20 protein-coding genes are annotated in these 22,666 nt (G+C 69.2%); 9 read left to right on the plus strand and 11 right to left on the minus strand.

The window, feature by feature from the left end; genetic code table 11:
- Nucleotides 1–16 precede the first annotated feature (16 nt).
- From ACFOD9_RS00740 to ACFOD9_RS00755, 4 genes are read right to left on the minus strand one after another with little or no spacing between them, the layout of a single operon-like run.
- Entirely contained in the window at nt 17–1,498 is a 1,482-nt protein-coding gene (locus ACFOD9_RS00740) for an aldehyde dehydrogenase (RefSeq protein WP_379508166.1), read from the minus strand.
- 28 nt (nt 1,499–1,526) lie between these two features.
- Nucleotides 1,527–2,606, minus strand: coding sequence for a Zn-dependent alcohol dehydrogenase (locus ACFOD9_RS00745; RefSeq protein ID WP_379508167.1), 1,080 nt, complete (start codon nt 2,604–2,606; stop codon nt 1,527–1,529).
- Between the two features lie 55 nt (nt 2,607–2,661).
- The gene (locus ACFOD9_RS00750; protein ID WP_379508168.1) at nt 2,662–3,873 is read right to left on the minus strand and encodes a serine hydrolase domain-containing protein; all 1,212 of its coding nucleotides are present in this window, start codon (nt 3,871–3,873) and stop codon (nt 2,662–2,664) included.
- Nucleotides 3,863–4,639, minus strand: a complete 777-nt coding sequence (locus tag ACFOD9_RS00755) for an SDR family NAD(P)-dependent oxidoreductase (protein WP_379508169.1) — start codon at nt 4,637–4,639, stop codon at nt 3,863–3,865. Before ACFOD9_RS00755 ends, ACFOD9_RS00750 begins: the two co-directional genes overlap by 11 nt.
- Nucleotides 4,640–4,837: 198 nt before the next feature.
- Here ACFOD9_RS00755 and ACFOD9_RS00760 point away from each other — a divergent pair, with 198 nt between their 5' ends.
- The gene (locus tag ACFOD9_RS00760; RefSeq protein WP_379508170.1) at nt 4,838–5,620 is read left to right on the plus strand and encodes an SDR family NAD(P)-dependent oxidoreductase; all 783 of its coding nucleotides are present in this window, start codon (nt 4,838–4,840) and stop codon (nt 5,618–5,620) included.
- A 46-nt stretch (nt 5,621–5,666) separates the two neighbouring features.
- Here the strand turns inward: ACFOD9_RS00760 and ACFOD9_RS00765 are convergent, their stop codons facing one another.
- Complete coding sequence (locus ACFOD9_RS00765) at nt 5,667–6,557, minus strand: LysR substrate-binding domain-containing protein (protein WP_379508171.1); 891 nt, start codon at nt 6,555–6,557, stop codon at nt 5,667–5,669.
- 98 nt (nt 6,558–6,655) lie between these two features.
- Between ACFOD9_RS00765 and ACFOD9_RS00770 the strand changes: the two genes are divergently transcribed.
- The 4 genes from ACFOD9_RS00770 to ACFOD9_RS00785 are packed head-to-tail and all read left to right on the plus strand — an operon-like array spanning nt 6,656 to nt 10,994.
- Nucleotides 6,656–7,069, plus strand: a complete 414-nt coding sequence (locus tag ACFOD9_RS00770) for a Zn-ribbon domain-containing OB-fold protein (RefSeq protein WP_379508172.1) — start codon at nt 6,656–6,658, stop codon at nt 7,067–7,069.
- A 2-nt stretch (nt 7,070–7,071) separates the two neighbouring features.
- Entirely contained in the window at nt 7,072–8,214 is a 1,143-nt protein-coding gene (locus tag ACFOD9_RS00775; protein WP_379508173.1) for a thiolase C-terminal domain-containing protein, read from the plus strand.
- A 19-nt stretch (nt 8,215–8,233) separates the two neighbouring features.
- On the plus strand, nt 8,234–9,799 hold the full coding sequence (locus tag ACFOD9_RS00780) for an acyl-CoA synthetase (RefSeq protein ID WP_379508174.1): 1,566 nt from the start codon (nt 8,234–8,236) through the stop codon (nt 9,797–9,799).
- A gap of 43 nt (nt 9,800–9,842) precedes the next feature.
- Nucleotides 9,843–10,994, plus strand: coding sequence for a CaiB/BaiF CoA transferase family protein (locus ACFOD9_RS00785; RefSeq protein WP_379508175.1), 1,152 nt, complete (start codon nt 9,843–9,845; stop codon nt 10,992–10,994).
- 15 nt (nt 10,995–11,009) lie between these two features.
- On the opposite strand, the gene ACFOD9_RS00790 is transcribed toward ACFOD9_RS00785, so the two are convergent.
- Together ACFOD9_RS00790 and ACFOD9_RS00795 are read right to left on the minus strand one after the other, a co-directional pair.
- Nucleotides 11,010–12,821: a flavin-containing monooxygenase gene (locus ACFOD9_RS00790; RefSeq protein ID WP_379508176.1), complete on the minus strand. Its 1,812-nt coding sequence runs from the start codon at nt 12,819–12,821 to the stop codon at nt 11,010–11,012.
- Nucleotides 12,822–12,854: 33 nt separating this feature from the next.
- The gene (locus ACFOD9_RS00795; protein ID WP_379508177.1) at nt 12,855–13,301 is read right to left on the minus strand and encodes a nuclear transport factor 2 family protein; all 447 of its coding nucleotides are present in this window, start codon (nt 13,299–13,301) and stop codon (nt 12,855–12,857) included.
- A 312-nt stretch (nt 13,302–13,613) separates the two neighbouring features.
- Between ACFOD9_RS00795 and ACFOD9_RS00800 the strand changes: the two genes are divergently transcribed.
- Nucleotides 13,614–14,915 carry an MFS transporter gene (locus ACFOD9_RS00800; protein WP_379508178.1) on the plus strand — a complete coding sequence of 434 codons (1,302 nt, stop codon included), beginning with the start codon at nt 13,614–13,616 and terminating at the stop codon, nt 14,913–14,915.
- 49 nt (nt 14,916–14,964) lie between these two features.
- Here ACFOD9_RS00800 and ACFOD9_RS00805 read toward each other — a convergent pair whose 3' ends face one another.
- Nucleotides 14,965–15,810 (minus strand): enoyl-CoA hydratase-related protein, encoded by an 846-nt coding sequence (locus ACFOD9_RS00805; protein ID WP_379508179.1) that lies wholly within the window; start codon nt 15,808–15,810, stop codon nt 14,965–14,967.
- Nucleotides 15,807–16,676 (minus strand): amidohydrolase family protein, encoded by an 870-nt coding sequence (locus ACFOD9_RS00810; protein ID WP_379508180.1) that lies wholly within the window; start codon nt 16,674–16,676, stop codon nt 15,807–15,809. The genes ACFOD9_RS00805 and ACFOD9_RS00810 overlap by 4 nt, the downstream gene beginning before the upstream one ends.
- 203 nt (nt 16,677–16,879) lie before the next feature.
- On the opposite strand from ACFOD9_RS00810, the gene ACFOD9_RS00815 reads away from it, so the two are divergent.
- A complete protein-coding gene (locus ACFOD9_RS00815; protein ID WP_379508181.1) occupies nt 16,880–17,647 on the plus strand; it encodes an SDR family NAD(P)-dependent oxidoreductase in 768 nt (255 codons plus the stop codon).
- Nucleotides 17,648–17,696: 49 nt separating this feature from the next.
- Here ACFOD9_RS00815 and ACFOD9_RS00820 read toward each other — a convergent pair whose 3' ends face one another.
- The gene (locus ACFOD9_RS00820; protein ID WP_379508182.1) at nt 17,697–18,869 is read right to left on the minus strand and encodes a thiolase family protein; all 1,173 of its coding nucleotides are present in this window, start codon (nt 18,867–18,869) and stop codon (nt 17,697–17,699) included.
- Nucleotides 18,870–19,100: 231 nt separating this feature from the next.
- On the opposite strand from ACFOD9_RS00820, the gene ACFOD9_RS00825 reads away from it, so the two are divergent.
- Entirely contained in the window at nt 19,101–20,234 is a 1,134-nt protein-coding gene (locus tag ACFOD9_RS00825; protein WP_379508183.1) for an acyl-CoA dehydrogenase family protein, read from the plus strand.
- A complete protein-coding gene (locus ACFOD9_RS00830; RefSeq protein WP_379508184.1) occupies nt 20,231–21,469 on the plus strand; it encodes an acyl-CoA dehydrogenase family protein in 1,239 nt (412 codons plus the stop codon). Before ACFOD9_RS00825 ends, ACFOD9_RS00830 begins: the two co-directional genes overlap by 4 nt.
- A gap of 57 nt (nt 21,470–21,526) precedes the next feature.
- Here the strand turns inward: ACFOD9_RS00830 and ACFOD9_RS00835 are convergent, their stop codons facing one another.
- Nucleotides 21,527–22,651: a hypothetical protein gene (locus ACFOD9_RS00835; RefSeq protein ID WP_379508185.1), complete on the minus strand. Its 1,125-nt coding sequence runs from the start codon at nt 22,649–22,651 to the stop codon at nt 21,527–21,529.
- Between the last annotated feature and the right edge of the window lie 15 nt (nt 22,652–22,666).

Consider the following 22,666-nt stretch of genomic DNA (forward strand, 5'->3'; position numbering starts at 1 on the left):
GCGCGGATCGGGCCTTTCAGACCGAGGGCGGGGTCTGGAAGGTCATGGTCTTGGTTTCGAGATAGGCTTCCAGCCCTTCGACGCCGCCTTCGCGGCCGATGCCCGATTGCTTGAACCCGCCGCCGGGCAGCGACCAGTCCACCGCGAAGCCGTTGTGGCCGACGAGGCCGGCGCGCAATTGCCGGCCGACCGACCAGACCCGGTCGGGATCGTTGGTGAAGACGCAGGAGTTGAGGCCGAAATCGGTATCGTTGGCCAGGGCGATCGCCTCGGCCTCGCTTGCCGCCGGGATCAGGCAGACCACCGGGCCGAACACTTCCTGGCGGGCGATGGTGGCCGCGTTGCTCACGTTCGCATAGACCGTGGGCTCGATATAGTAGCCGCGATCGAGGTGGGCCGGGCGACCGCCGCCGCAGACCAGCTGGACGCCTTCGGCCCTGGCGCCTTGCAGGAAGCCCTCGATCCGATCGCGCTGGCGGGCCGAGGCGACCGGTCCCATTTGGCTCTCGGGATCGCGCGGATCGCCCACGCGGATCGCGGTGAAGGCGGCGGCGAGGGCTTCGGCCATTTCGTCGTGCCGGTCCTTCGAGACGATGATCCGGGTGAGCGCGGCGCAGACCTGGCCGCTGAGCACCGAGGTGGTGCCGGCGAGAATTTTCGCGGCCATGCCGAGATCGAAATCGTCGAGGATCAGCGCGGGCGACTTGCCGCCCAGTTCCAGCGTGGTGCGGGCGATGCGTTCGCCGCACAGCGAGGCGATGCGCTTGCCCGCCGCGGTTGATCCGGTGAAGGCGACCTTGTCCACCCGGGGATCGCGGACCAGCAGTTCGGACACCTCGCGGTCGGCGGTGACGACATTGACCACGCCGGGCGGAAGGCCCGCTTCCTCGCAGATTTCGGCGAAGAGATAGGCCGAGGCCGGGGCTTCGGGCGAAGCCTTCACCACCACGGTGCAGCCGGCCAGCAGGGCCGGGGCGCACTTGATCGCGATCAGCGAGGCCGGGCCGTTCCACGGCACGATCGCGGCGACCACGCCGACCGCCTCGCCCACGATCAGCGCGGTGGTGCCGGAGGGCAGGGTGGAGCGGCGGACCCATTCGTAGCTTTCGGCAAGGCCGGCATAATAGGTGAAGATGCCGGCGACGCTGCCCGCTCCGCCGGCGGTGAAGCGGCGCAGCATCCCGGATTCGGCGGTCCAGGCATCGCCCAGGGCTTCGGCGCGGGCCTTCCACCCTTCGGCGATGCGGGCGAGGTAGGGCGCGCGTTCCTGCGGGGTCATCCGCGGCCACGGCCCGGTATCGAAGGCGGCGCGGGCGCTGGCCACCGCGCGGTCGATGTCGGCGGCCTGGGCCTCGGCCACGGTGAGGAAGACCTCCTCGGTCGCGCTGTCGAACACGTCGAGCGTGGTGGCAGCCGACGGGGCGGCCCATTGCCCGTCGATGTAGAAGCGATCGGGATGGCGAACGAGGCCGGCGGCGGGCGCCGTGGTGGTGGTCATGCGGGGTGGTCCTTGCGGGCTGGGCGGATCAGAACACGACCACGTTGCGGGCAACTTCGCCGCTGGCCATGGCATCGTAGCCTTCGTTGATCTGGTTGAGCGCGATCCGCCGCGAGACCAGTTCATCGAGCTTGAGCTGGCCATCGAGGTAGAACCGGGCGAGCTGCGGGATGGCGAGCTGGAACGGCGCATCGCCCATGCCCGAGGCGATGATCCGGGCATCCTTGTAGAGGATATCAAGCGCGGGGACCGAGAATTCCGAACCGGTCGGCGCCATGCCGACGATGGTCAGCGTGCCGTGCATCCGCAGCATCAGGAAAGCATCGCGCATGGCCGCCGGGACGCCGATGACCTCGAAGGCATAGTCCACCCCGCCACGGGTCAGCTCCTTCACTTCGGCGACGGCGGTGGGGCCGGCGAGCACGCCGTCAGTCGCCCCGAAGGTGCGGGCGGTCTGGAGCTTGGCCGGGTGCAGATCGACCGCGATGATCTGCGAGGCGCCGGCGATCCGCGCGCCCTGGATGACATTGAGGCCGACCCCGCCGCAGCCGACCACCACGACCGAGGAGCCGGGGCGGACCCTGGCGCCGTTGAGCGCGGCGCCAGCGCCAGTCAGCACGCCGCAGCCGAGCAGGGCGGCGGCGGCGGGGGGCACGCGGTCGGAAATCTTCACCACCGAACTGTGATGGGCGACCACTTCCTCGGCGAAACCGCCGATGCCGGCGAGCTGGTAGACCGGCTTGCCGCGCCACGAGATGCGCGAGCCCATTTCGCGCGGCGGCCCCTTGGGCTTGTCGGTGCAGCGGCTGTTGTGCCCGGTCTGGCATTCGCCGCAGTGGCCGCAGTAGGAGGAGAAGCAGGTCACCACCATGTCGCCCACCTTGAGGCCGGGGACATGGTCGCCCACGGCCTCCACGTAGCCGGCGACTTCGTGGCCGAGCACGGCGGGGACCGGGATCGGCAGGTCGCCGGTCATCAGGTGATAGTCGCTGTGGCACAGGCCGCTGGCGGCGACGCGGATGCGGACTTCGCCTTCGCGCGGGCCATCAAGCTCGACATCTTCCACCGAGAGGGGGCTTCTGGCCTCGCACAGCAGGGCAGCCTTCATTGTCTTCTCCACGTGTTTCTTGCTGGTATCGCGCCAGTTTGCCCATTGGCGCGGGTCAGCGCAACCGGTCAATCCCGGCCTTGAAGGCGAATTCGGGCGCGCGGGCCGGGCGGCCGGGGTTGAAGATATGGGTGATGCTCTCGCTATCGAGGGCGAGGAAATCCTGGCTCATGTAAAGGGCGACGAGATCGCGGCCGGGATCCGCCGTCCACCAGGTGCCGAAGGCGCCCGACCAGCCGAAACTGCCCAGCCCGCCCGCGCCGGGCTGGGCGGCGGCCGGATCGAGGACCGTGGCGAGGCCGAGGCCGAAGCCGGTGCCGCGCCAGTAATCGGCCAGGCCAAAGGCGGGCAGGGCGCGCTGGGCCTCGGTCAGCCGGTTGGCGGCCATCAGCGCGACCGTTTCGGGGCGGGCGATCCGCACGCCATCGAGAGCGCCGCCGCCCAGCATCATCCGGGCAAACACCAGATAGTCGGCCATGGTGGAGAACAGCCCGCCGCTGCCGCTTTCGAACAGGGGCGGGGCGAGGGGCACCGGCAGGGTGAGATCGGCCAGCTCGCCCCGGGGGCCGGTCTCGCGGTACATCCGGGCGACGCGGGGCTGATCGGCCTCGGGCACGAAGAAGCCGGTATCGGCCATGCCGAGCGGGCCGGTGATCCGTTCGCGCAGGACTTCGCCAAGGCCGCGCCCGGCCACGCGGGCGACGAGCAGGCCGAGCACGTCGGTCGACAGGCCATAGTGGAAGCGGGTGCCCGGCTGCCACAGCAGCGGCAGCGCGGCGAGGGCGGCGAGCCAGCGCTCCTCGGTCAGCGGATCGGCCAGCGCGGTGCGGAAGGCGGCGACATAGGCCTGCGCGATCGGGCCGCGCGCGGTGTAGAAGGCGGCCAGGCCCGAGCGGTGGGTGAGCAGGTCTTCCACGGTGATCGGGCGGGCCAGCGGCTGGACCGCATCGAGCGGGCCCTGCGGATCGGCCAGGACCGCCAGATCGGCCAGTTCGGGGAGCCAGCGCGCGATCGGATCGCTGAGCGCAAGCCGGCCTTCCTCGGCCAGCAGCAGGGCGGCCAGCGAGGTCAGCGGCTTGGTCATCGAGGCGATCCGCATGATCGTCGTGCCGGTCATCGGCAGGCCGGCGGCGATGTTGGCGAGGCCCGCCGTGCTTTCGTGCACAATCTCGCCGCCTTGCCAGACCAGCGCGGCGGCGCCGGCCAGGTGGCCCGCGCCGATCGCCTGATCCAGCGTGGCGGCGAACAGAGACAGGTCAGCGGCCACTCAGCCCCCCGTCGATCACCAGCTCCGAGCCGGTGACGTAGCGGCTTTCGTCGGAGGCCAGCCACAGCACGCCGTTGGCGATATCCTCGGGCAGGCCTTTCACCCCCAGCGGGACCAGCGAGGCCGCCATCTTGCCGACATCGGGCATGACCCCGCGCGGGGCGGAAGGGGAATCGATGGTCATCCAGATCGGGGTTTCGATGAGGCCGGGGTGGACCGAGTTGACGCGGATATTGTCCCTGGCGTGTTCGTTGGCGACTGCCTTGGTGAACAGGCGGACCGCGCCCTTGCTGGCCGAATAGCCGGCCATGCCGGTGGAGCCGCGCAGGCCGGCGGTGGACGACATATTGATGATCGAGCCGCCGCCGCGCGCCTGCATCACCGGGATCGCGTGCTTGCAGCCCAGGAACGGGCCGGTGACGTTGATCATCAACTGGAGGTTGAATTCCTCCACGCTCTGTTTGGTGGTCGGCGCGCCGAGCGCGACGCCGGCATTGTTGACCAGCACGTCGAGCCCGCCGTGGCGTTCCACGATGCCGGCGATCAGCGCCTGCCAGTTGGCCTCATTGGTGACATCGAGGCGCTGCCATTCGGCCGTGCCGCCATCCGCGCGGATCGCCTCGACCACGGCGAGGCCGGCCTCGTCCTGCACGTCGCTGACGATCACGACCGCGCCCTCGGCGGCCAGGCGCCGGGCGCAGGCCCGCCCGATCCCGCTGGCCGCGCCCGTTACCAGCGCGATCTTGCCTGCCACTGCTCCGCTCATGTCATCCTCTCCGGTTCGCCCACGCGATAAAGCGGCCAGTGTTGCGGTCGGACGGGGCGGGTGCAACGGGAATCAGGTGCGGCGGGGCGATATCACGTGCATCTGGATTTGGGTCCACTTACGTGGAAGCGGGCCGGTGCCGCACCTGTTTCAGTGAAACTGGAACAGAGTCCAACACCCCCGACAGACCTGGAGAGAATGATGCGTTTTGATGGCAAGGTGGTGGTGATTACGGGCGGGGCGGCGGGCATTGGGCTGGCCACGGCGCGGCTGTTTCACGAATTGGGCGCGTCGGTGGTGATCGGCGATATCCGCGACGCGCTGGACCCCGAGGCCGAAGCCGCCTTCGGCGGCGAGCGCATGGCCTACCGCCGGGTCGACGTGGCCGACTGGGACCAGATGCAGGCGCTGATGGACGCGGCGGTCGAACAGTTCGGCGGGCTGGACGTCCTGTTCAACAATGCCGGGATCGGCGCTCTGGCGCAGCTTGACGATCTTGCGGTCGAGCAGATGCACCGGGTGATGGACATCACCTTCTTCGGCGCGTTCCAGGGGTGCAAGGCGGCGATCCCGATCATGCGCGCGCGCGGCGGCGGGGCGGTGATCAACATGGCCTCGATTTCGGGCATGGCCGGCGACTTTGGCTTTGCCGCCTACAATGCGGCCAAGGGCGCGGTGCTGAACTTCACCCGCTCGATCGCGCTGGAAAACGCCCGGGCCGGCGTGCGGGTGAATGCGGTGTGCCCGGGGCCGATCGACACCGCCCCCAAGCAGAACCTGGCGCGGATTCCCGGCGCGATCGATACCTGGGAGGGCAGCGTGCCGATGGGCCGGTTCGGCACGGCCGAGGAAGTGGCCGGCGCCGTGGCCTTCCTTGCCAGCGACTATGCCTCCTATGTCACGGGCACCACGCTGGTGGTGGACGGGGGCATGATGGCCCACACCGGGCAGCCCGATTTCACCCGGCTGGGGAAGGGCTGAACGCAGGGGGCTGAGCGGGGGGAGGCTGAGCGGGGCGCGCCACCGCTCAGGGATCGGCGCGGGAGGGCAGGCCGAGTTCGGCTTCGGCCACGGCCTGCCAGGCGGCGGCGAGGCGGTTGGCGCTATCGCGCGGGGTGGCGAGGCCGATCTCGAATTCGACCGGGTCGGACAGGCGCACCAGCCGCAGGCCTTCGGTATCGCTCCAGGCGTCGGCCGGGACCAGCGCGAGGCCCAGCCCCATCTGCGCCAGCTTGAGCATGGTGGCCGAGGTGGCCACTCCTTGCGCGATGCGCGGGGCGAAGCCGGCCCGGGCGCAGGCTGCTTCGAGCAGGGCGCGGAGCGGATCGCCGCTCTCGGTGCAGACCAGCGGCTCGTCGCGCAGGGCGGAAAGCGGGATCGCCTGGTGGCGGGCCAGCGGGTGGACTTCGGGCACGGCGACGACAAGCTGGTCGGTGGCGATCGCGGTGGTTTCGATATGCACCGGATTATCAAGCGGCAGGCGCAGCAGGCTGATGTCGAGCTGGCGCAGGCGCAGGCGGCGCACCAGATCGGACGGCGAATGTTCGGACAGGACCAGCTCGACGCGCGGATGGCGGCGGCGGAAGGCGGGCAGCAGCCGGCGCAGCACCGGGGCGGTGGCATCGGAGAAGCCGATGGTCAGCCGGCCGCGTTCGGCATCGGTGCGCGCGCGCACGGCCTGGCGCATCTGTTCGACCTGGAACAGCACCATGCGGGCCAGCGGCAGGGCATCCTCGCCCGCCGGGGTGAGCGACAGCCCCCGGCTGGAGCGCGCGAACAGCGCCGCGCCCAGTTCCTCCTCCAGCTTGCGGATGGTGACGGTGAGCGGGGGCTGCGAGATGTGCAGCCGTTCGGCCGCCCGGTGGAAATTGAGGGCTTCCGACAGCACGACGAAATAGCGAAGCTGGCGCAGGTTCATGATAGCCAACTCTATATCGCCGCGTTCGGAATTGATATTTGTTTTGACGCGAGGCGTGGGCTACCCCACCCGGCCATACACAGTGCAGGAGGAAGAGGATGACGGCGCCCCAGCGGCCATTGCCCAAGCCCACGCCCGAGACCCAGCATTTCTGGGACGGGTGCAAGGAAGGCGTGCTGCGCCTGCAGCGCTGCACCACCTGCAAGGATCCCTATTTCCCGCCGCGCCCGTTCTGCCCGCATTGCGCCAGCCGCGACGTGGAGGTGTTCGACGCCAGCGGCAGGGCCACGCTCTATTCCTACATCATCAACCACCGGCCGCGCCCGGGCTTCGGGCCGGAACCCTATGCGATCGCGGTGGTCACGCTGGAAGAAGGGCCGCGGCTGATGACCAACATCGTCGATTGCCCGCAGACCCCCGAGGCGCTCGTGCTCGATATGCCGCTGGTCGTCACCTTCGAGCCGCAGAACGACGAGATCGCCATTCCCCTGTTCAAGCCGGCGGAGGCCTGATCATGCTGAAACCGGGTTCCATCGCCGTTGTCGGCGCCGCCGAAACCACCGAGCTGGGGGTGATCCCCGGCCTGTCGCAGCTTGGCCTGCACCTTGATGCCGCGCTCAACGCCATGGCCGATGCCGGCCTCAAGCCGTCGGACATCGACGGCGTGGCCACGGCCGGCGAGGACGTGTGGACCGTTGCCAATATGCTGGGCATCGCCCCCAAATGGGTGGATGGCACCAATGTGGGCGGCTGTTCCTATATGCTCCACGTGCGCCATGCCGCCGCCGCGATCGATGCGGGGCTGTGCACCACGGTGCTGATCACCCACGGCGAGAGCGGCCGTTCGCAGGTGGGCCGCGCGGGCTATGCCGGTTCGCCGGCCAGCCTGTTCGGCCAGTTCGAGGGGCCATACGGGGTGACCGCGGCGCCCAGTATGTTCACCATTCCGGTGCTGCGCTATCTCAAGGAAACCGGCAGCGAGGTCGAGGACCTGGCCCGCGTGGCGGTGATCCAGCGCGAATGGGCGCAGATGAACCCGCGCGCCTTCGCCAAGAAGCCGCTGACGGTGGACGACGTGATGGCCGAGGCGCCGATCTGCTGGCCGTTCTCCAAATCGCTGATCTGCCTGGTCACCGATGGCGGCGGCGCGCTGATCCTGACCAGCGCCGAGCGGGCGAAGGACTTCCCGACCAGGCCGGTCTATATCCTGGGCACGGGCGAGAGCACCGAGAATCCGAACATCAGCCAGATGGAGGACTTCACCTCCAGCCGCGCCTTCCGGATGTCGGGCAAGGCGGCGTTCGAAAGCTCGGGCATCACCCATGGCGAGGTTGATCACCTGATGATCTACGACGCGATGGCCCACCTGCCGCTCTATGGCCTGGGCGATCTCGGCTTCTGCAAGCCCGACGAGGCCAAGGACTTCTTCCGCGAGCGGCGCACCGCGCCGGGCGGCGCCCTGCCGATGAACACCAACGGCGGCGGGCTCTCCTATATGCATTCGGGGATGTACGGGATGTATGCCCTGCAGGAGAGCGTGCGCCAGATGCGCGGGATCGCCCCGGCGCAGGTCGAGGGCGCCAAGATTTCGGTCTGCCACGGGGTTGGCCGTATGTTCACCGCTGCCGGCACGATCGTGTTCGGCAACGACGTCTGACAGGAAGGAACGCCAAGCCGTGTATCCGGGCAACTACGCCAGGACGCAGCCCGACAAGCCGGCTGCAATCCGCCCCTCCACCGGGGAAACCCTGAGCTACCGCGCGCTGGACGAGCGGTCGAACCGGCTGGCCCAGTTGCTGTTCGCCGCCGGCCTGCGCCCGGGCGACCATGTTGCGCTCTACAGCGACAACAACCTCGCCTTCTTCGACGTGACCTGGGCCTGTATGCGGTCGGGTCTCTACCTCACCGCGGTCAACCGCTACCTGACCGCGCCCGAGGCGCATTACATCGTCGACAATTGTGACGCCAAGGCTCTGATCGTCGCGGGAAACCTGGCCGCGACCGAGGAGCTGGGCCGGCTGGCCACGCGCTGCGTGGTCAAGCTGGCGGTGGGCCAGCCGGTTGCCGGGTTTGACGACTACGAGGCGGCCATCGCCGCCCATCCGGCCGAGCCGCTGGCCAATGAGCGGGTGGGCAGCTTCATGCTCTATTCCTCGGGCACCACCGGCAAGCCCAAGGGCATCCGCCGCGACCTGCCCGACGTTTCGCCCGTGGGCGGCAACCCGATGCTGCAGAACCGGGTGGAGCTGGCCGGGTTCGACACCGAAACCATCTACCTGTGCCCGGCGCCGATGTATCACGGCGCGCCGCTGGGCTATACCGCGGCGGTGATCCAGGCCGGCGGCACGGTGGTGCTGATGGACAAGTTCGACGCCGAGAAGGCGCTCGAATATATCGACCGCTACCAGATCACCCACAGCCAGTGGGTGCCGACCATGTTCATCCGCCTGCTCAAGCTGCCGGACGAGGTGAAGGCCCGCTACGACATTTCCAGCCTGCGCTATGCGCTCCACGCCGCGGCGCCCTGTCCGATCGCGGTCAAGCGCGCGATGATCGACTGGTGGGGGCCGATCATCGAGGAATACTATTCCTCGACCGAGAGCGCGGGCCTGGCCATGATCAGCAGCGCCGAATGGCTGGCGCACCCCGGATCGGTCGGCCGGGCCAAGGGCTTGCCGTTCCACATCTGCGACGAGGAGGGCAACGAGCTGCCCCCGGGCGAGCCGGGCCTGATCTACGGCGAGGTCACTCCGGGCAAGAAGTTCGCCTATTACAAGGACGACGAGAAGACCGCGAGCGTGGCCCATCCCAGCCATGCGGACTGGATCGCCGTGGGCGACATCGGCTACCTTGACGAGGAGGGCTATCTCTACCTCACCGACCGCAAGGCGTTCATGATCGTTTCGGGCGGGGTCAACATCTACCCGCAGCAGATCGAGGACGTGCTGGCGCTGCACCCCAAGGTTTCGGACGTGGCGGTGATCGGCGTGCCGAACCCGGATCTGGGCGAGGAGGTCAAGGCCGTGGTCGAGGCGGCGGCGGGCGTGGTGCCCAGCGCCGAACTGGCCGAGGAGATCAAGGAATTCGTGCGCGAGCGGCTGGGTCGGCAACTGACCCCGCGCACGGTCGATTTCGTCGACGAACTGCCGCGCCTGCCCACCGGCAAGCTCTACAAGGCGGCGCTGCGCGAGAAGTACTGGGGTTCGGCCGACACGCCCAAGAGCCTGGCCGAACGGATGTAGACCGGGCGCCGCCAAGGCGCTCGCGCAACTGGGGAGAAGGACCATGGCGCAAGGCCAGGGCGGGACCGGCGTGCTTGCCGGACTGCGGATCATCGAGCTGGCCGGGATCGGTCCCGGCCCGTTCGCGGGCATGATGCTGGCCGATCACGGCGCCGAGGTGATCCGGATCGAGCGGCCGGAGAGTCCGCGCCGGTACAAGGACGTGATGCAGCGTTCGCGCCGCTCGATCGCGGTCGATCTCAAGCAGGAGGCCGGGCGCGAGGTGGTCCGCCGGCTGGTCGCCGGGGCCGACGGGTTCATCGAAGGCCTGCGCCCCGGGGTGACCGAGCGGCTCGGGCTTGGCCCGGACGACCTCCTCGCGCGCAATCCGCGCCTCGTTTACGGGCGGATCACCGGCTGGGGCCAGGACGGGCCGATGGCCCGGGCCGCCGGCCACGATCTCAACTACATTTCGCTGACCGGCGCGCTGGGGCTGATGGGCGAGCCGGGGGGCAAGCCGCCGATCCCGCTCAATCTCGTCGGCGATTTCGGCGGGGGCGGGATGCTGCTGGCCTTCGGCATGGTCTGCGCGATCCTGGCGGCGCAGCGCACCGGCGCGGGCCAGGTGGTTGACGCGGCCATGGTCGATGGCGCGGCGCTGCTGATGGCGATGTTCTACAGCCAGGGCGTTTCGGGCGAATGGCCCGGCACGCGCGGCACCAACCTGCTGTCGGGCGCGGCCCCGTTCTACGATACCTACGAGACGGCCGACGGCGAATTCGTTGCGCTCGCCGCGATCGAGCCGCAGTTCTTCGCGCTGATGCTGGAGCTGACCGGGCTGGCCGGCGATCCCGATTTCGCCGACCAGATGGACCGCGCCTGCTGGCCGCGCGCCAAGGCCAAGCTCGCCGCGCGCATCCGCACCCGCACCCGGGCTGAGTGGTGCGAGACGATGGAAGGCAGCGATGCCTGTTTCGCGCCGGTGCTGGGCGTGGCCGAGGCGCCGGCCCATCCCCACAACCGCGCGCGCGGCACCTTCATCGAGGCCTTCGGCCAGGTCCAGCCAGCCCCGGCGCCGCGCTTCTCGCACAATCCCGCGCGCCAGCCCGAGCTGAAGCCCTGGGCCGGCGATGCCGATGCGGTGCTGGCCGAGGCGGGCTTCGCGGCCGACGACATCGCGGCGCTGCGCGCGGCCGGGGTGATCGCCGGCGGCTGAACCGGGTTCCGTCCGTCAGCCGGGCAGCGCGGTCGTCGCCAGTCCGCGCAGGGTGCCTTCCGCGCGCCATTCGGCCAGGATATCGAAGAAGGCCACCGGCCCGCCGCCATAGGGCATATTGCGCGGGTTGAAGGCGGCGATGTCCCCCTCGAAATTGGAATAGCTCGGCGTGCATTCGCGCATGAACTCTTCCTGCGCGGGCGCGCGGCGATCGATCTCGGCCACCCACGCGTCCTCGGCCTCCTGTGTGGCTTCGACCGTCGCCAGGCCGCGCCGCGCGCATTCGCCCACGACATGGCCGATGTGCCGGGCGATCTCGTCGAGCAGGTGGACGTTGTTGAAGGTGCGGCCCGACTGGGTGAGGGTCATGATGAAGCAGTTGGGAAAACCGTGGCTGAACATCCCGTGGAAGGTGGCGGCAGACGGCGTCCACTTCGCGGTCAGCTCCGCCCCGCCGCGCCCGGTGATCGGATAGCCGATGCGCCGCTGGAAACTGCCCAGCACCTCGAAGCCGGAGGCATAGACCAGCACATCAAGCGGATATTCCCGGCCATTGGCGATGACGCCGGTGGCGGTGATCCGCTCCACCCCCTTGCCGTCGGTATCGACGAGGCTGACGTTGGGGCGGTTGAAGGTGGCCAGATAGGCGTCATGGAAGCAGGGGCGCTTGCAGAACTGGTCGTACCAGGGCTTGAGCTGCTCGGCCCAGACGGGGTTGGCCACTTCGGCTTCCACGCGGGCGCGGATCGCCTCCATCTTGCGGAAATCGGCCATCTGGCGGAAGGTCTTGCGATCGCCCACATCCTCGCCGGCCAGCCGCATCCGCCGAAACGTGGCGTTGACCGTGGCGACCGAGCGGGTGAGCGAATCCTGCACCAGATCCTCCTCGGCATAGCCGCCCGAGGTGAGCACGGTGAAATTCTCGATCCGCCGCCGCTGCCAGCCCGGGGTGAGCGAGGCCGCCCAGGCCGGATCGGTCGGCCGATCATCGCGGAAATCGATCGAGGCCGGGGTGCGCTGGAACACGTGGAGGTGTTTTGCCCCTGCGGCGAGGTGGGGGATGACCTGGACCGCGCTGGCGCCGGTGCCGATCACGCCGACCACCTTGTCGGCCAGCTTGTCGAGCCCGCCTTCCGGGCCGCCGCCGGTCACCGCATAGTCCCACCGGCTGGTGTGGAAGGCGGGGCCGGCGAAATCGGCAATGCCCGGAACGCCCGGCAGCTTGGGCCGGTTGAGCGAGGCGAAATTGGCCACGGCCACGAACCGCGCGCGGATGGCATCGCCGCGATCGGTGGTCACGGTCCAGCGCTGCGCGGCCTCGTCCCAGGTCATGCCGGTGACGCTGGTGCGGAAGCAGGCATCGCGGTCGAGATCGAAGGTGCGCGCGATGGCCCGGCAATGCTCGCGGATTTCGGCGCCGCTGGCATAGCGGTGCGAGGGCATGAAGCCGGTTTCCTCGAGCAGCGGCATATAGGTGTAGGCCTCGACGTCGCAGGCGATGCCGGGGTAGCGGTTCCAGTACCAGCAGCCGCCGAATTCGCCGCCGCGATCGATGATGCGGATGCTTTCGATGCCCTGCTGGCGCAGGCGCGCGCCGACCAGCAGGCCGCTGTAGCCCCCGCCGACGATCAGCACTTCCACCTCGTCGGTCAGCGGATCGCGGTGGAAGGCGGGATCGGCCAGCGGATCCTGGGTGAAATGGGCATGGTCGCCCTCGATCCAGGTATATTGCGCGCTGCCATCGGCGCGCAGGCGCTTGTCGCGCTCGGCGCGGTAGCGTTCGCGCAGGGCTTCGGGATCGAACCCGTCCTGTCCGTCAGTGATCATGGTTTCCGTTCGTTGTGCGGCTTGCGGCGAGGCTCAGCGCAAGGTGGCGTAGTCGACCATCACCTGGCCGGGCTGGGCGCCCATGTCCATGTAGTGGACCTGGAAGAAGCGTTCGCGGAACTTCCATTCGCCGCCGACCTTGGCCAGTTGGTCATGATAGGTGCCCAGCACGAAGATCGAATCCTCGACGGCGAATTCGTGGAGGATGCTCGTGGTCTCGGCGCTGTCGGCGTCGAGCCGGTCGATGGTCATCCCGTGGGTCATCTGCATCAGGAACTTGCGCGGGGCGACCGCGGCCATGATGCCCTCGCGGATCGCGGCGACTCCGGCGAGATCGTGGCCGACCGAGGTGATCCAGCGGCCATCTTCGAGGAAACAGGAGATCATCCCGTCCCAATCGCGGCGGGTGACGCAGACGGTGTACTTCTCGATCAGCTCGCGGATGGCCAGCCGGTCCATCAATTCCTGGATATCGCGCATTGTTCGCTCTCCCGCCGCGGCGTCGTTTGCGCCCGGCGAGCGGGCGATACATGGCGCGGGCGCGCGGGTGAAGGGCCGGGGTGGGGCATGGCGGGGCTGGGGGCGCGGGGCCGGGTGCAGCCATCGCCGGGGCGATCACGCATCGGCCCGCTTCGGTGCACGGTGGCGCGCGGCGGAATATTTTCGCGGCGAATCGCGGATTGTGCCGCCAGGCGGTTGACACCGGCGCCCCCGGCAAGGGATCACTGCGCCAAGGCCGGAACGGCACCTGCGCGCATGACGCGAAAAAACAAGCCAATGGGAGAGCCGCGAATGTCACTGTTGACCGCCAGGCAGGAATGGCGCGCGGCCTGGCCGATCCCGTTCATCGCCATGCTGGGCCTCGCCGGGACGATGATCCTGCCCTATTCCAGCGGGGTGCTGATCGGCCCGGTCACCAAGGACCTGGGCTGGACCCGGGCCGAGTTTTCCTCGGGCTTTACCTTCCAGGTCGCCGTGCTGCTGTTCATGGCCCCGATCGTGGGCCGCGCGATCGACCGCTTCGGCCCGCGCCGCGTGCTGCTGACCGGGATCGTGCCCTATGCCATCGCCCTTTCGGCGATCGGCTTCGCGGCCGACGGGCGAGTCTGGCAGTGGCAGCTGTTGTGCGGCATCCAGGGCGTGGTTGGCTCGTTCATCGCCGCGCCGCCGTGGATGACCGGCGTGGTCAGCCGGTTCGACACCTCGCGCGGTCTGGCCGTGGCGATCGCGCTCGCCGGGGTTTCGCTGGCCTCGCTGATGTGGCCGATCGCGGCGGCCTTTGCCCTGGGCTGGCTGGGCTGGCGGCTGACCTTCGCCGCGCTGGTCGGCGGTTGGGCCTTGCTGCTGCTGCCGCTGACGGCGCTGCTGTTCTTCGCCGCGCGCGACCTGCGCGGCGACGCCGGCGCCGCCGCCCGCGAGACCGCGCGCCACGAGCCGCGCATCGGCCTCAAGGCGACGCTCAAGGTGCTGCGGACCCGCGCGGTGGTCCTCGTGGTGACGGCGGGCTGCCTCTATCTGACCGTGTCGGTCGGGCTGATGGTCCACCTCGTCCCGATCCTCGAAGGCAATGGCATCGGGCTCAAGGCGGCGGCGGGCCTGGCGGGTCTGGCCGGGCTGGGCAGTCTGGTGGGCCGGATCACGACCGGCTTCCTGCTGGACCGGTTCTCGACCCGGGTGATCGGCCTCGTGGCCTTTTCGCTGCCGGTGGTGGCCAGCGTGCTGTTGATGCAGGGGCTGGCGAGCGTGGCGGTTTCTGCCCTGGCGGCGGTGCTCTATGGCCTGGCCGCCGGCGCCGAGACCGACCTTGTCACCTATCTCCTCTCGCGCCGGGTGCCGACCGCGATGTTCGGATCGGCCTATGCGATCGTGACCGCGCTGTTCTCGCTGTGTGCAGGCGTTGGCCCGCTGGTGGCCGGCGCGCTCTATGACATCGGCGGCAATTACCAGACCTTCCTGATGGCGGTGATCCCGGTGGTGCTGACCGGCGGCGTGCTGATCTGGCTGATCCCGCCGCCGCCGATCGGCCATGGCACCCCGGAACAGGAAGCCGAATGGGCCGGGGCCACGGCCGAGGCGGTCGCCGCGCCGAACTGAGGGGCGCGCGGCCCCCGGGGGTCGATCAGTCGGCCGATCAGCCAGCGGATCAGCCGGCCGGCCAGGGATCGAGGTGTGAGAGGCTGCCGTCGAGCGGGGGGAAGGCCGGCGGGCGCTTGGCGCCAAAGGCGGCCACGCTTTCGGCGAAATCGCCCGAGGCCATGGCCTCTGCCAACTGGTCCTCCGAGCGGTCGTAGGCGGCGGGCAAGTGGCTCATCAGATCGAGCCAGAGCTGCTGCTTCATGGTCCGCATCGACCAGGGCGAGCAGTTCTGCGCCAGGTCGCGGCAATAGGCGAAGGCCACTTGCGCCAGGTCATCAGGCGCGACCACCCGCGAGACGAGGCGCAGGGCGAGGGCTTCGGTCGCATCGATGGTGCGGCCCGAGAGCATCAGCTCCATCGCCGGGCCGGCGCCGACCAGGCGCGGCAGCAGCCAGGTGATTCCCAGCTCGCCGTTCATCCCCCGGCGCACGTAGGAGGTGGACATCTTGAGGTCGCTGGCGGCGATCCGGATGTCGCAGGAGATCGCCTGCTGGAAGCCGACGCCGAGGCAATAGCCGCGCAGCGCGGCGACCACCGGCTTGCCGATCCGCATCGGGTGCCAGTAGCGCCGGGGATCGCGGCCATCGGTGATCGCGCCGTCCGAGGCGACCGCGCCCATGCCCGCCATGTCGGCCCCGGCGCTGAAGGCACGCTCGCCCGCGCCGGTGACGAGGATGACGCGCACCTCGGGATCGGCGGCCAGGCGGTCAAGGATGTCGAAATAGAGCGTGCCCAGTTCCGGCGTCCAGGCGTTGAGCCGCCCGGGCCGGTTGAGCGTGACCAGCCCCACGCCCTGGCGAACTTCCGCCAGGACGCTGGGAGCCACGCCCTCGCCGGGCCACTGCTGGGTCACGGGCGATCGATCGCCGGCAGTTTCAGCAGCTTGCGGGCATTGTCGGAGAGGAACTTGGGCCACACGTGATCCTTGAACGGCACCTGGTCCATCTCGGAGAAGATGCGATCCAGGGTCAGGCCATAGGGGAAGTAGCCGGCGTAGATGATCTTGTCGGCGCCGCGCGTGTTGGCGTAGTCGACGATTTCCTTCGGGTAATACTTGGGCGCGAAGGCCGAGGTCGAATAGTAGAGGTTGGGCCACTTGAGCATCAGCTTGACCGCGAGATCGACCCACGGCTCGGCGCCGTGGCGCATGACGATCTTGAGCTCGGGGAAATCGTAGCAGACCTCATCCAGCAGGCCGGTGTACTGCGCCATCATCTTGACGCGCGGGCCGGGGACGCCGGCCGTGGTGAACACCGGGATATCCAGCTCGATGCACTTGGCGTAGATCGGATACCACAGCTTGTCGTTGATCGGGATCTGCGGGACCGTGCCGACCGGGAAGATGTTGACCGCGCGGATATCGTTCTCCTCCTTGGCGCGCACGATCGCGCGCACCGCGTCCATGCCCTGGTTGCCATCGACCTGGAGGGTGGTGAGAATGCGGTTCGGGTGGCGGCGGGCGGCCTCGGCCACGCGCTCGTCCGACAGGCTGACGAGGCCGTATTCGATGCCGTGCTGGTCCATCAGGTCGAGCGTCTCGGTGATCGCGGCCTGGGGATCCTCGTCCGGGGTCAGTTCGGGCGGAATGTCGCGGAACATATAGCCGTGGGGATGGTGCGTGTTCTTGTCGCTGTCGCGCAGGGCGGCGATTTCCTTGAAGTGGCGCTCGGCGCGGAACCCGATCAGCGTGTCGACGATCCCCGAGTGTACTGTCCGCATTCCCATTCCAATCCTGTTTCCGGCACGCGTGCCTAATCGTCTAAACGTTTCGCCTTTGCCGCGCCGATCCGGCGCAGTTCAACGTGCCGGCGCGGATATCGCGGGAGCGATCCCTCTGCTACCCCCCTGCCCGGGCTTGTCTCCCGGCAGGATAGGGCAGACCGGCCACGGTTAGCAATCCGTGCGAGCATCAAGGAGGAACTATGCGTTTTGAGGGCAAGGTGGCGATCGTGACCGGCGCCGCCCAGGGGATCGGGGCAACCTATGCCCGCAGGCTGGCCGCTGAAGGCGCGCGCGTGGTCGTGTCCGACATCAAGGAAGAGGGCGCCCGCGCGGTCGTCGAGGAGATCATCGCGGCCGGCGGCGAGGCGATCTTCCTGCCGGTCGACGTTTCGGACGAGGCTTCGTGCCTGGCCCTGGCCCAGGCGGCCAAGGCCCATTTCGGGCGGATCGACTGCCTGATCAACAACGCCGGGATCTTCGCCGGGATGCGGTATGAGCCGATGATGACGGTCGACATGGCCTATTTCGACCGGATCATCGCGGTGAACTTTCGCGGCACCCTGCTGGTGATCCGCGCCGTGGCGCCGATCATGGCCGAGACCGGCGGCGGGTCGATCGTCAACCAGTCGTCGATCACCTCCCACGCGATCGGGCCGCGCGCCGGCTACTACGCGATTTCCAAGCTGGCGGTGAACGGGCTGACCGCGGGCCTCGCGCTGGAACTGGGCGCCAGCAACATCCGCGTCAACGGCGTGGCCCCCGGGCAGACCGAAACCCCCGCGCTGGAGGATATGCGCGCCACGGTGAGCGAGGAGGTGCTCAAGAAGGTCTACGCCGATATGCCGATCAAGCGGCCGGGGACGACCGACGAACAGGCCAATGCGGCGCTGTTCCTGCTGTCGGACGAGGCCAGCTACATCACCGGCGAGACGCTGTTCGTCGACGGCGGGCGCATCCGGCGGATTTGATGGGGGGAACCGGCGCGCCGGACAGGCGCGCCGGAACCTGCCGCGTTCCTCAGACCTCGATCAGGAGCGCGCCGCCCATGCCGCCGCCGGCGCACATGGTGGCGATGCCCAGGCCGCCGCCGCGACGGCGCAGGTCATGGGCCAGGGTCTGGATCATGCGCCCGCCCGAGGCGCCGACCGGGTGGCCGATCGAGCAGCCGCTGCCCGAGATGTTCACCGTGTCCTCATCCAGGCCCATGATCTTGCAGGCCGCGACCGGGACCGAGGCGAAGGCCTCGTTGATTTCCCAGAGCGCGATGTCGGACTGCTTGCGCCCGGTGCGTTCGAGCAGCTTGGCCACGACCTTGGGAACCGACAGGCCGGTGAGCGCCGGATCGATGCCGATCGAGGTCCACCCCAGCACGCGCGCCAGCGGCGTGGCGCCTTCGGCGCGGGCGATTTCCTCGGTGGTCAGGACCATGGCGACGGCGGCATCGTTGGAGCCGCTGGCATTGCCGGCGGTGATCGAGAAGCCTTCGATCTCCGGGTGCAGCACCTTGAGCGAGGCCAGCTTTTCCATGGTGGTATCGCGGCGCGGGTGTTCGTCCACCTTGAATTCGAACGACTGGCCATCCGGGCCGGTGACCGTGATCGGCACGATCTGATCGACGAAGTGGCCGGCATCGATCGCGGCGACCGCGCGCTGGTGCGACCGGTAGGCCCAGGCGTCCTGCTGCTCGCGGGTGAGGCCGGCGGCCTTGGCGGTGTTCCAGCCGACCGTGATCGACATATCGCGGGCGGGCGCATCGGGGGTTTCGGGGTGGGTGGCGGGCATCCACCAGTCGATCATCTCGCCCGTGGCGGGATCGCGCTGCTGCATCCGCGGCATCATCGAGGCGGCGTTGACGCCGCCGGCCACGACCACGCGCTCCATCCCCGAAAGGATCGCGCCGGCCGCGATTCCGGTGGAGGTGAGGCTGCCGGCGCAGTGGCGGTTGACCGCCATGCCCGCGACATCGGTCCAGCCGATGCTGACCGCCGCGCTGCGCGCGATGGCGCCGCCGCCCATCAGCGATTCGGCCATCACCACATCGTCGATCATCTCGACCGGCAGGCCCGAGCGTTCGGCTGCGGCGCGCAGCACGGTGGCGGCGAGCTGTTCGGGCGGGGTGTTGGCCAGCGAACCCTTGCGCGCGGTTCCGACAGCGGTGCGCGCGGCGCCGATGATGACGACTGAAGACATGGAGCTACTCCGAAAGAAGGCTCTGCAAGGAGAGGCCTGCGAATGGAAACGTGCCGGTGCCATGCCATGCCTCGCGGGGCTTGGCAAAGCCCATGATCCAGCCATCGCCGTCACGGCGATGACGGCCGCCGAGGCCCGCCGGGCGCGCCGGGCGGGCTTGCGCGGGGAGGGCGGGCTATCTAGCATCGGCGCGACAAGGAACAGAGATCAGGACGAGGGGCGCAGCGCGCGATGAACTTTGAATTTTCACCCGAACAGGTCCAGCTGCGCGAGGAAGTGCGCCGCTTCCTCGCCGCCGAATGTCCGCCGGCCAAGGCCCGCCAGGCGATCGAGGCCGGCGGCACCCACGACCCCCAATTGTGGGACAAGCTGGCGCAGATGGGCCTGATCGGCGCCGCCATTCCCGAGGACATGGGCGGGGTGGGGCTGGGCTACCTGGAACTGTGCGTGATCGCCGAGGAACTGGGCCGCACGGTGGCCCCGGTGCCCTTTGCCCCCTCGGTCTATCTCGGCGCCGAGATGATCCGCGAGCTGGGCACGGCCGGGCAGCAGGCGCGCTGGCTGCCGGCGCTGGCCACGGGCGAGGCGATCGCCGCCTTCGCCCTGGCCGAGCGGCCCGGCCCGAACCGCCCGGAAGCAGTGGCCGCGACGCTGGCCGGCGGGCGGCTCAATGGCACCAAGATCGCGGTGCGCGGCGGTGACTGCGCCGATGTGGCGGTGGTTGCCGCGCGGCTCGATGGCCAGGTGGTGCCCTGCCTGGTCGACCTGGCGCAGGACGGGGTGACCCGGACCCCGGTGACCACGCTCGATCCGGGGCTGGGCCATGCCACGCTGTCTTTCCGCGATGTCGCCGCCGAGCCGCTGGCGACGGGCGCGGCCGGCTGGGCGGCGATCCGCCGCGCGCTGGACAAGGCGGCGGTGCTCATGGCCTTCGAGCAGCTGGGCGCGGCCGAGCGCACGCTGGACATGGCCCGCGACCATGCGCTCGATCGCATCGCCTTCGGGCGGCCGGTGGGTTCGTTCCAGGCGGTCAAGCACGCCCTTGCGGACCTCTACACCGCGGTGGTTCTGGCCCGCTCCAACTGCTGGTTCGGCGCCTGGGCGCTTTCGGCCGATGCGCCGGAACTGGCCGAGGCGGCGGCGGCGGCATGGCTTTCGGCCTGCGAGGCGGCGCGGGTCTGCGCCAAGGAATCGCTCCAGCTCCACGGCGGCATGGGCTTCACCTGGGAGGCCGACAGCCACCTCTATTACCGCCGCGCCAACCTGCTGGCGACGGCGCTGGGCACCATGGCCGAATGGGAGGACCAACTGGTCGACGCGGTGGTGGCCAAACAGGAATCGGCCGGACGGGAGAAGGCGGCATGAATTTCGACGATACCCCGGCGGAAGCCGCGTTCCGCGCCGAGGCCCGCGCCTGGCTTGACGCCAATGCCCCGGCCAATGCCGCCGAGCTGCTCAGGAATTCCGATCTTTCCGACCTGGTGGCCGAATCCAAGGTCTGGCAGGGCAAGAAGGCGGCGGCCGGCTATGCCTGCCTGCGCTGGCCCACCGAATATGGCGGCGGCGGCCGCGCCCCGATCGACGAGGCGATCTGGCGCCAGGAGGAAGGCCCGCTGACCAAGCTGGGCGCGGTGTTCGGGATCGGCCAGGGAATGTGCGGGCCGACCGTGATGCACTGGGCCAGCGAGGAGGTGCGCCGCGAACGCCTGCCCAAGCTGGCCAGCGGCGAGGAGATCTGGTGCCAGCTGTTCTCCGAGCCTTCGGCCGGATCGGACGTGGCCGCGCTGCGGACCCGCGCCGAGCAGGCGAAGGACGGTTCGGGCGACTGGATCATCAACGGCCAGAAGATCTGGACCAGCGGCGCGCACTATTGCGACTGGGGCCTGCTCCTGGCGCGCACCGATCCGACCGCGCCCAAGCACAAGGGGCTGACCATGTTCTACGTGGACATGAAGAGCGCCGGGATCGAGGCGCGGCCGATCCGCCAGGCCAATGGCCAGTCGGAATTCAACGAGGTCTATTTCACCGACGTGCGCCTGCCCGACAGCCAGCGGCTGGGGCCGGTGGGTTCGGGCTGGAAGGTTTCGGTCACCACCTTGATGAACGAGCGCATGGCGATCGGCGCGCGGATCGTCACCGGCTTTCCCGAGATGGTCGAATTCCTGCGCCACTTCGAAACGGTGGACGGGCCGGCGCTGGCTGATCGGGCGGTGCGTTCGCGGCTGGCGGCCATGGCCGCGCGCGACAGCGGCATCCGCTTCACCAGCCTGCGCGCGCAATCCTCGATCTCGCGCGGGGAGGAGCCGGGGCCGGAGAACTCGGTGGGCAAGCTCGCCGCCGGCGCCTTCAAGCAGGAAATGCTGATGTTCGCGCTTGATCTCCAGGGCCAGGCCGGGGCGCTGGTCGATCCGGCCGAGGCGCCGGGCGCCGGTTCGATCCAGGCGCAACTGATGACCGTTCCGGCCATGCGGATCGCCGGGGGGACCGACGAGATCCTGCGGAACATCATCGCCGAACGCGTACTCGGCCTGCCGCTGGAGCCGCGGGTGGACAAGGATATGCCGTTCAACCAGATCCCGGTCAGCGGCCGGGGCGGCTGAGCCTTGCCCGGCGGCGGCATCCCGGTGAAGGGTGCCGCCGCCCGGCCAGCCGGCTGATCAGCCGGCGTCGGTCGCGGTCTTGAAGCCGGCCTGCTTGTTGGGGCCGGAGCAGATGTGCTCGAACACGCCGATCCCGGTGCGCTGGCCGTCGCTCACGCGGACGACCTGCTGGACGTGCATATTCTCGCGGGCGAGCGGATCGACCCCATTGGGATCGAAGGATTCGTGTTCGATCGCCAGCTCGCCGTGCCACATTCCCTGGCCCCAGGCGGGATGGCCATAGCCCAGCCCCTTCATCTGGAACTTGAGGATCGGATCGCAGTGGATGGTGCGGGTGTTGCCCGCGCCATCGACCATGTCGACCTCGGCATGGGCGGCAAGGCGCGTGCCGGGCAGGTAGCGAACGCGCGAGCGGACATCGGCCATGTGGTCCTCGCCGCCCTCGGTGGGCTGGAGAAGATCGGCCGGATCGGCGAAGCGCGGCGCGACGAATCCGGCGCGCTGGAGCGGGCGGCCCTCGCCATCGTCGTAGATCAGCGCGTGGGTCACGTGATCGTCCCAGATCAGCGGCGCCCAGACGAAGAACATCCCCTTCGAGGCCGCGATCGGCGGGGCGCCGCCCTCGGCCTCGCCCAGCGCGCGGATGCCCCACGAGCGGTCCTTGGTGGCGTGGCACACCGTGTGGTCGACCCGGATCTCGCCATCGGGATGGCGGATCGTGCCCTGCCAGCGGCCGAACTGGGTGAACCGGCTGGAATCGCGGGTCTTGCGGGTGCCCGACCAGAAGATGAGCTTGGGTTCGAGGATCGCGGCGGTCTGCGCGGTATAGGTGAGATCGCAGGAGATGCCGCTGGCGTTGTCGTCGATCACCAGCCGGGCCTGGCGCATCGGTTCGACGATCTCGTAGCGCACCGGGCCGATGGCGAGATCGGTCCGTTCGATCGGGGCGCGGCGCGAGGCGTAGAAGCAGTGCTGCCGGCCACCCTGTTCGACCACGCTGAAGTGGCATTCGAGGATGTTGCGGTGCGGGTAGAAGGTGAAGCCCAGCCCGAAGTAATAGGAGCCATCGGCGGCATAGCCGTTGTACCAGGCGCGGTCGTAGACGTTGCGGTCGGTCGAGGCGGGGATCGCGATCGGGTCCGAGGTCTGGTGGATGGGATAGTCGTCGAGCGTGTTGAGCATGGTGTTTCCTTCCCC

Source organism: Novosphingobium bradum (assembly GCF_042646485.1).
GTDB lineage: Bacteria > Pseudomonadota > Alphaproteobacteria > Sphingomonadales > Sphingomonadaceae > Novosphingobium > Novosphingobium bradum.

Coding starts and splice junctions, on each gene's coding strand:
- ACFOD9_RS00765 (WP_379508171.1), bottom strand. CDS start 6,557: ATGAACCTGCGCCAGCTTCGCTATTTCGTCGTGCTGTCGGAAGCCCTC.
- ACFOD9_RS00740 (WP_379508166.1), bottom strand. CDS start 1,498: ATGACCACCACCACGGCGCCCGCCGCCGGCCTCGTTCGCCATCCCGAT.
- ACFOD9_RS00790 (WP_379508176.1), bottom strand. CDS start 12,821: ATGATCACTGACGGACAGGACGGGTTCGATCCCGAAGCCCTGCGCGAA.
- ACFOD9_RS00825 (WP_379508183.1), top strand. CDS start 19,101: ATGAACTTTGAATTTTCACCCGAACAGGTCCAGCTGCGCGAGGAAGTG.
- ACFOD9_RS00820 (WP_379508182.1), bottom strand. CDS start 18,869: ATGTCTTCAGTCGTCATCATCGGCGCCGCGCGCACCGCTGTCGGAACC.
- ACFOD9_RS00785 (WP_379508175.1), top strand. CDS start 9,843: ATGGCGCAAGGCCAGGGCGGGACCGGCGTGCTTGCCGGACTGCGGATC.
- ACFOD9_RS00830 (WP_379508184.1), top strand. CDS start 20,231: ATGAATTTCGACGATACCCCGGCGGAAGCCGCGTTCCGCGCCGAGGCC.
- ACFOD9_RS00810 (WP_379508180.1), bottom strand. CDS start 16,676: ATGCGGACAGTACACTCGGGGATCGTCGACACGCTGATCGGGTTCCGC.
- ACFOD9_RS00815 (WP_379508181.1), top strand. CDS start 16,880: ATGCGTTTTGAGGGCAAGGTGGCGATCGTGACCGGCGCCGCCCAGGGG.
- ACFOD9_RS00800 (WP_379508178.1), top strand. CDS start 13,614: ATGTCACTGTTGACCGCCAGGCAGGAATGGCGCGCGGCCTGGCCGATC.
- ACFOD9_RS00745 (WP_379508167.1), bottom strand. CDS start 2,606: ATGAAGGCTGCCCTGCTGTGCGAGGCCAGAAGCCCCCTCTCGGTGGAA.
- ACFOD9_RS00760 (WP_379508170.1), top strand. CDS start 4,838: ATGATGCGTTTTGATGGCAAGGTGGTGGTGATTACGGGCGGGGCGGCG.
- ACFOD9_RS00835 (WP_379508185.1), bottom strand. CDS start 22,651: ATGCTCAACACGCTCGACGACTATCCCATCCACCAGACCTCGGACCCG.
- ACFOD9_RS00770 (WP_379508172.1), top strand. CDS start 6,656: ATGACGGCGCCCCAGCGGCCATTGCCCAAGCCCACGCCCGAGACCCAG.
- ACFOD9_RS00755 (WP_379508169.1), bottom strand. CDS start 4,639: ATGAGCGGAGCAGTGGCAGGCAAGATCGCGCTGGTAACGGGCGCGGCC.
- ACFOD9_RS00775 (WP_379508173.1), top strand. CDS start 7,072: ATGCTGAAACCGGGTTCCATCGCCGTTGTCGGCGCCGCCGAAACCACC.
- ACFOD9_RS00795 (WP_379508177.1), bottom strand. CDS start 13,301: ATGCGCGATATCCAGGAATTGATGGACCGGCTGGCCATCCGCGAGCTG.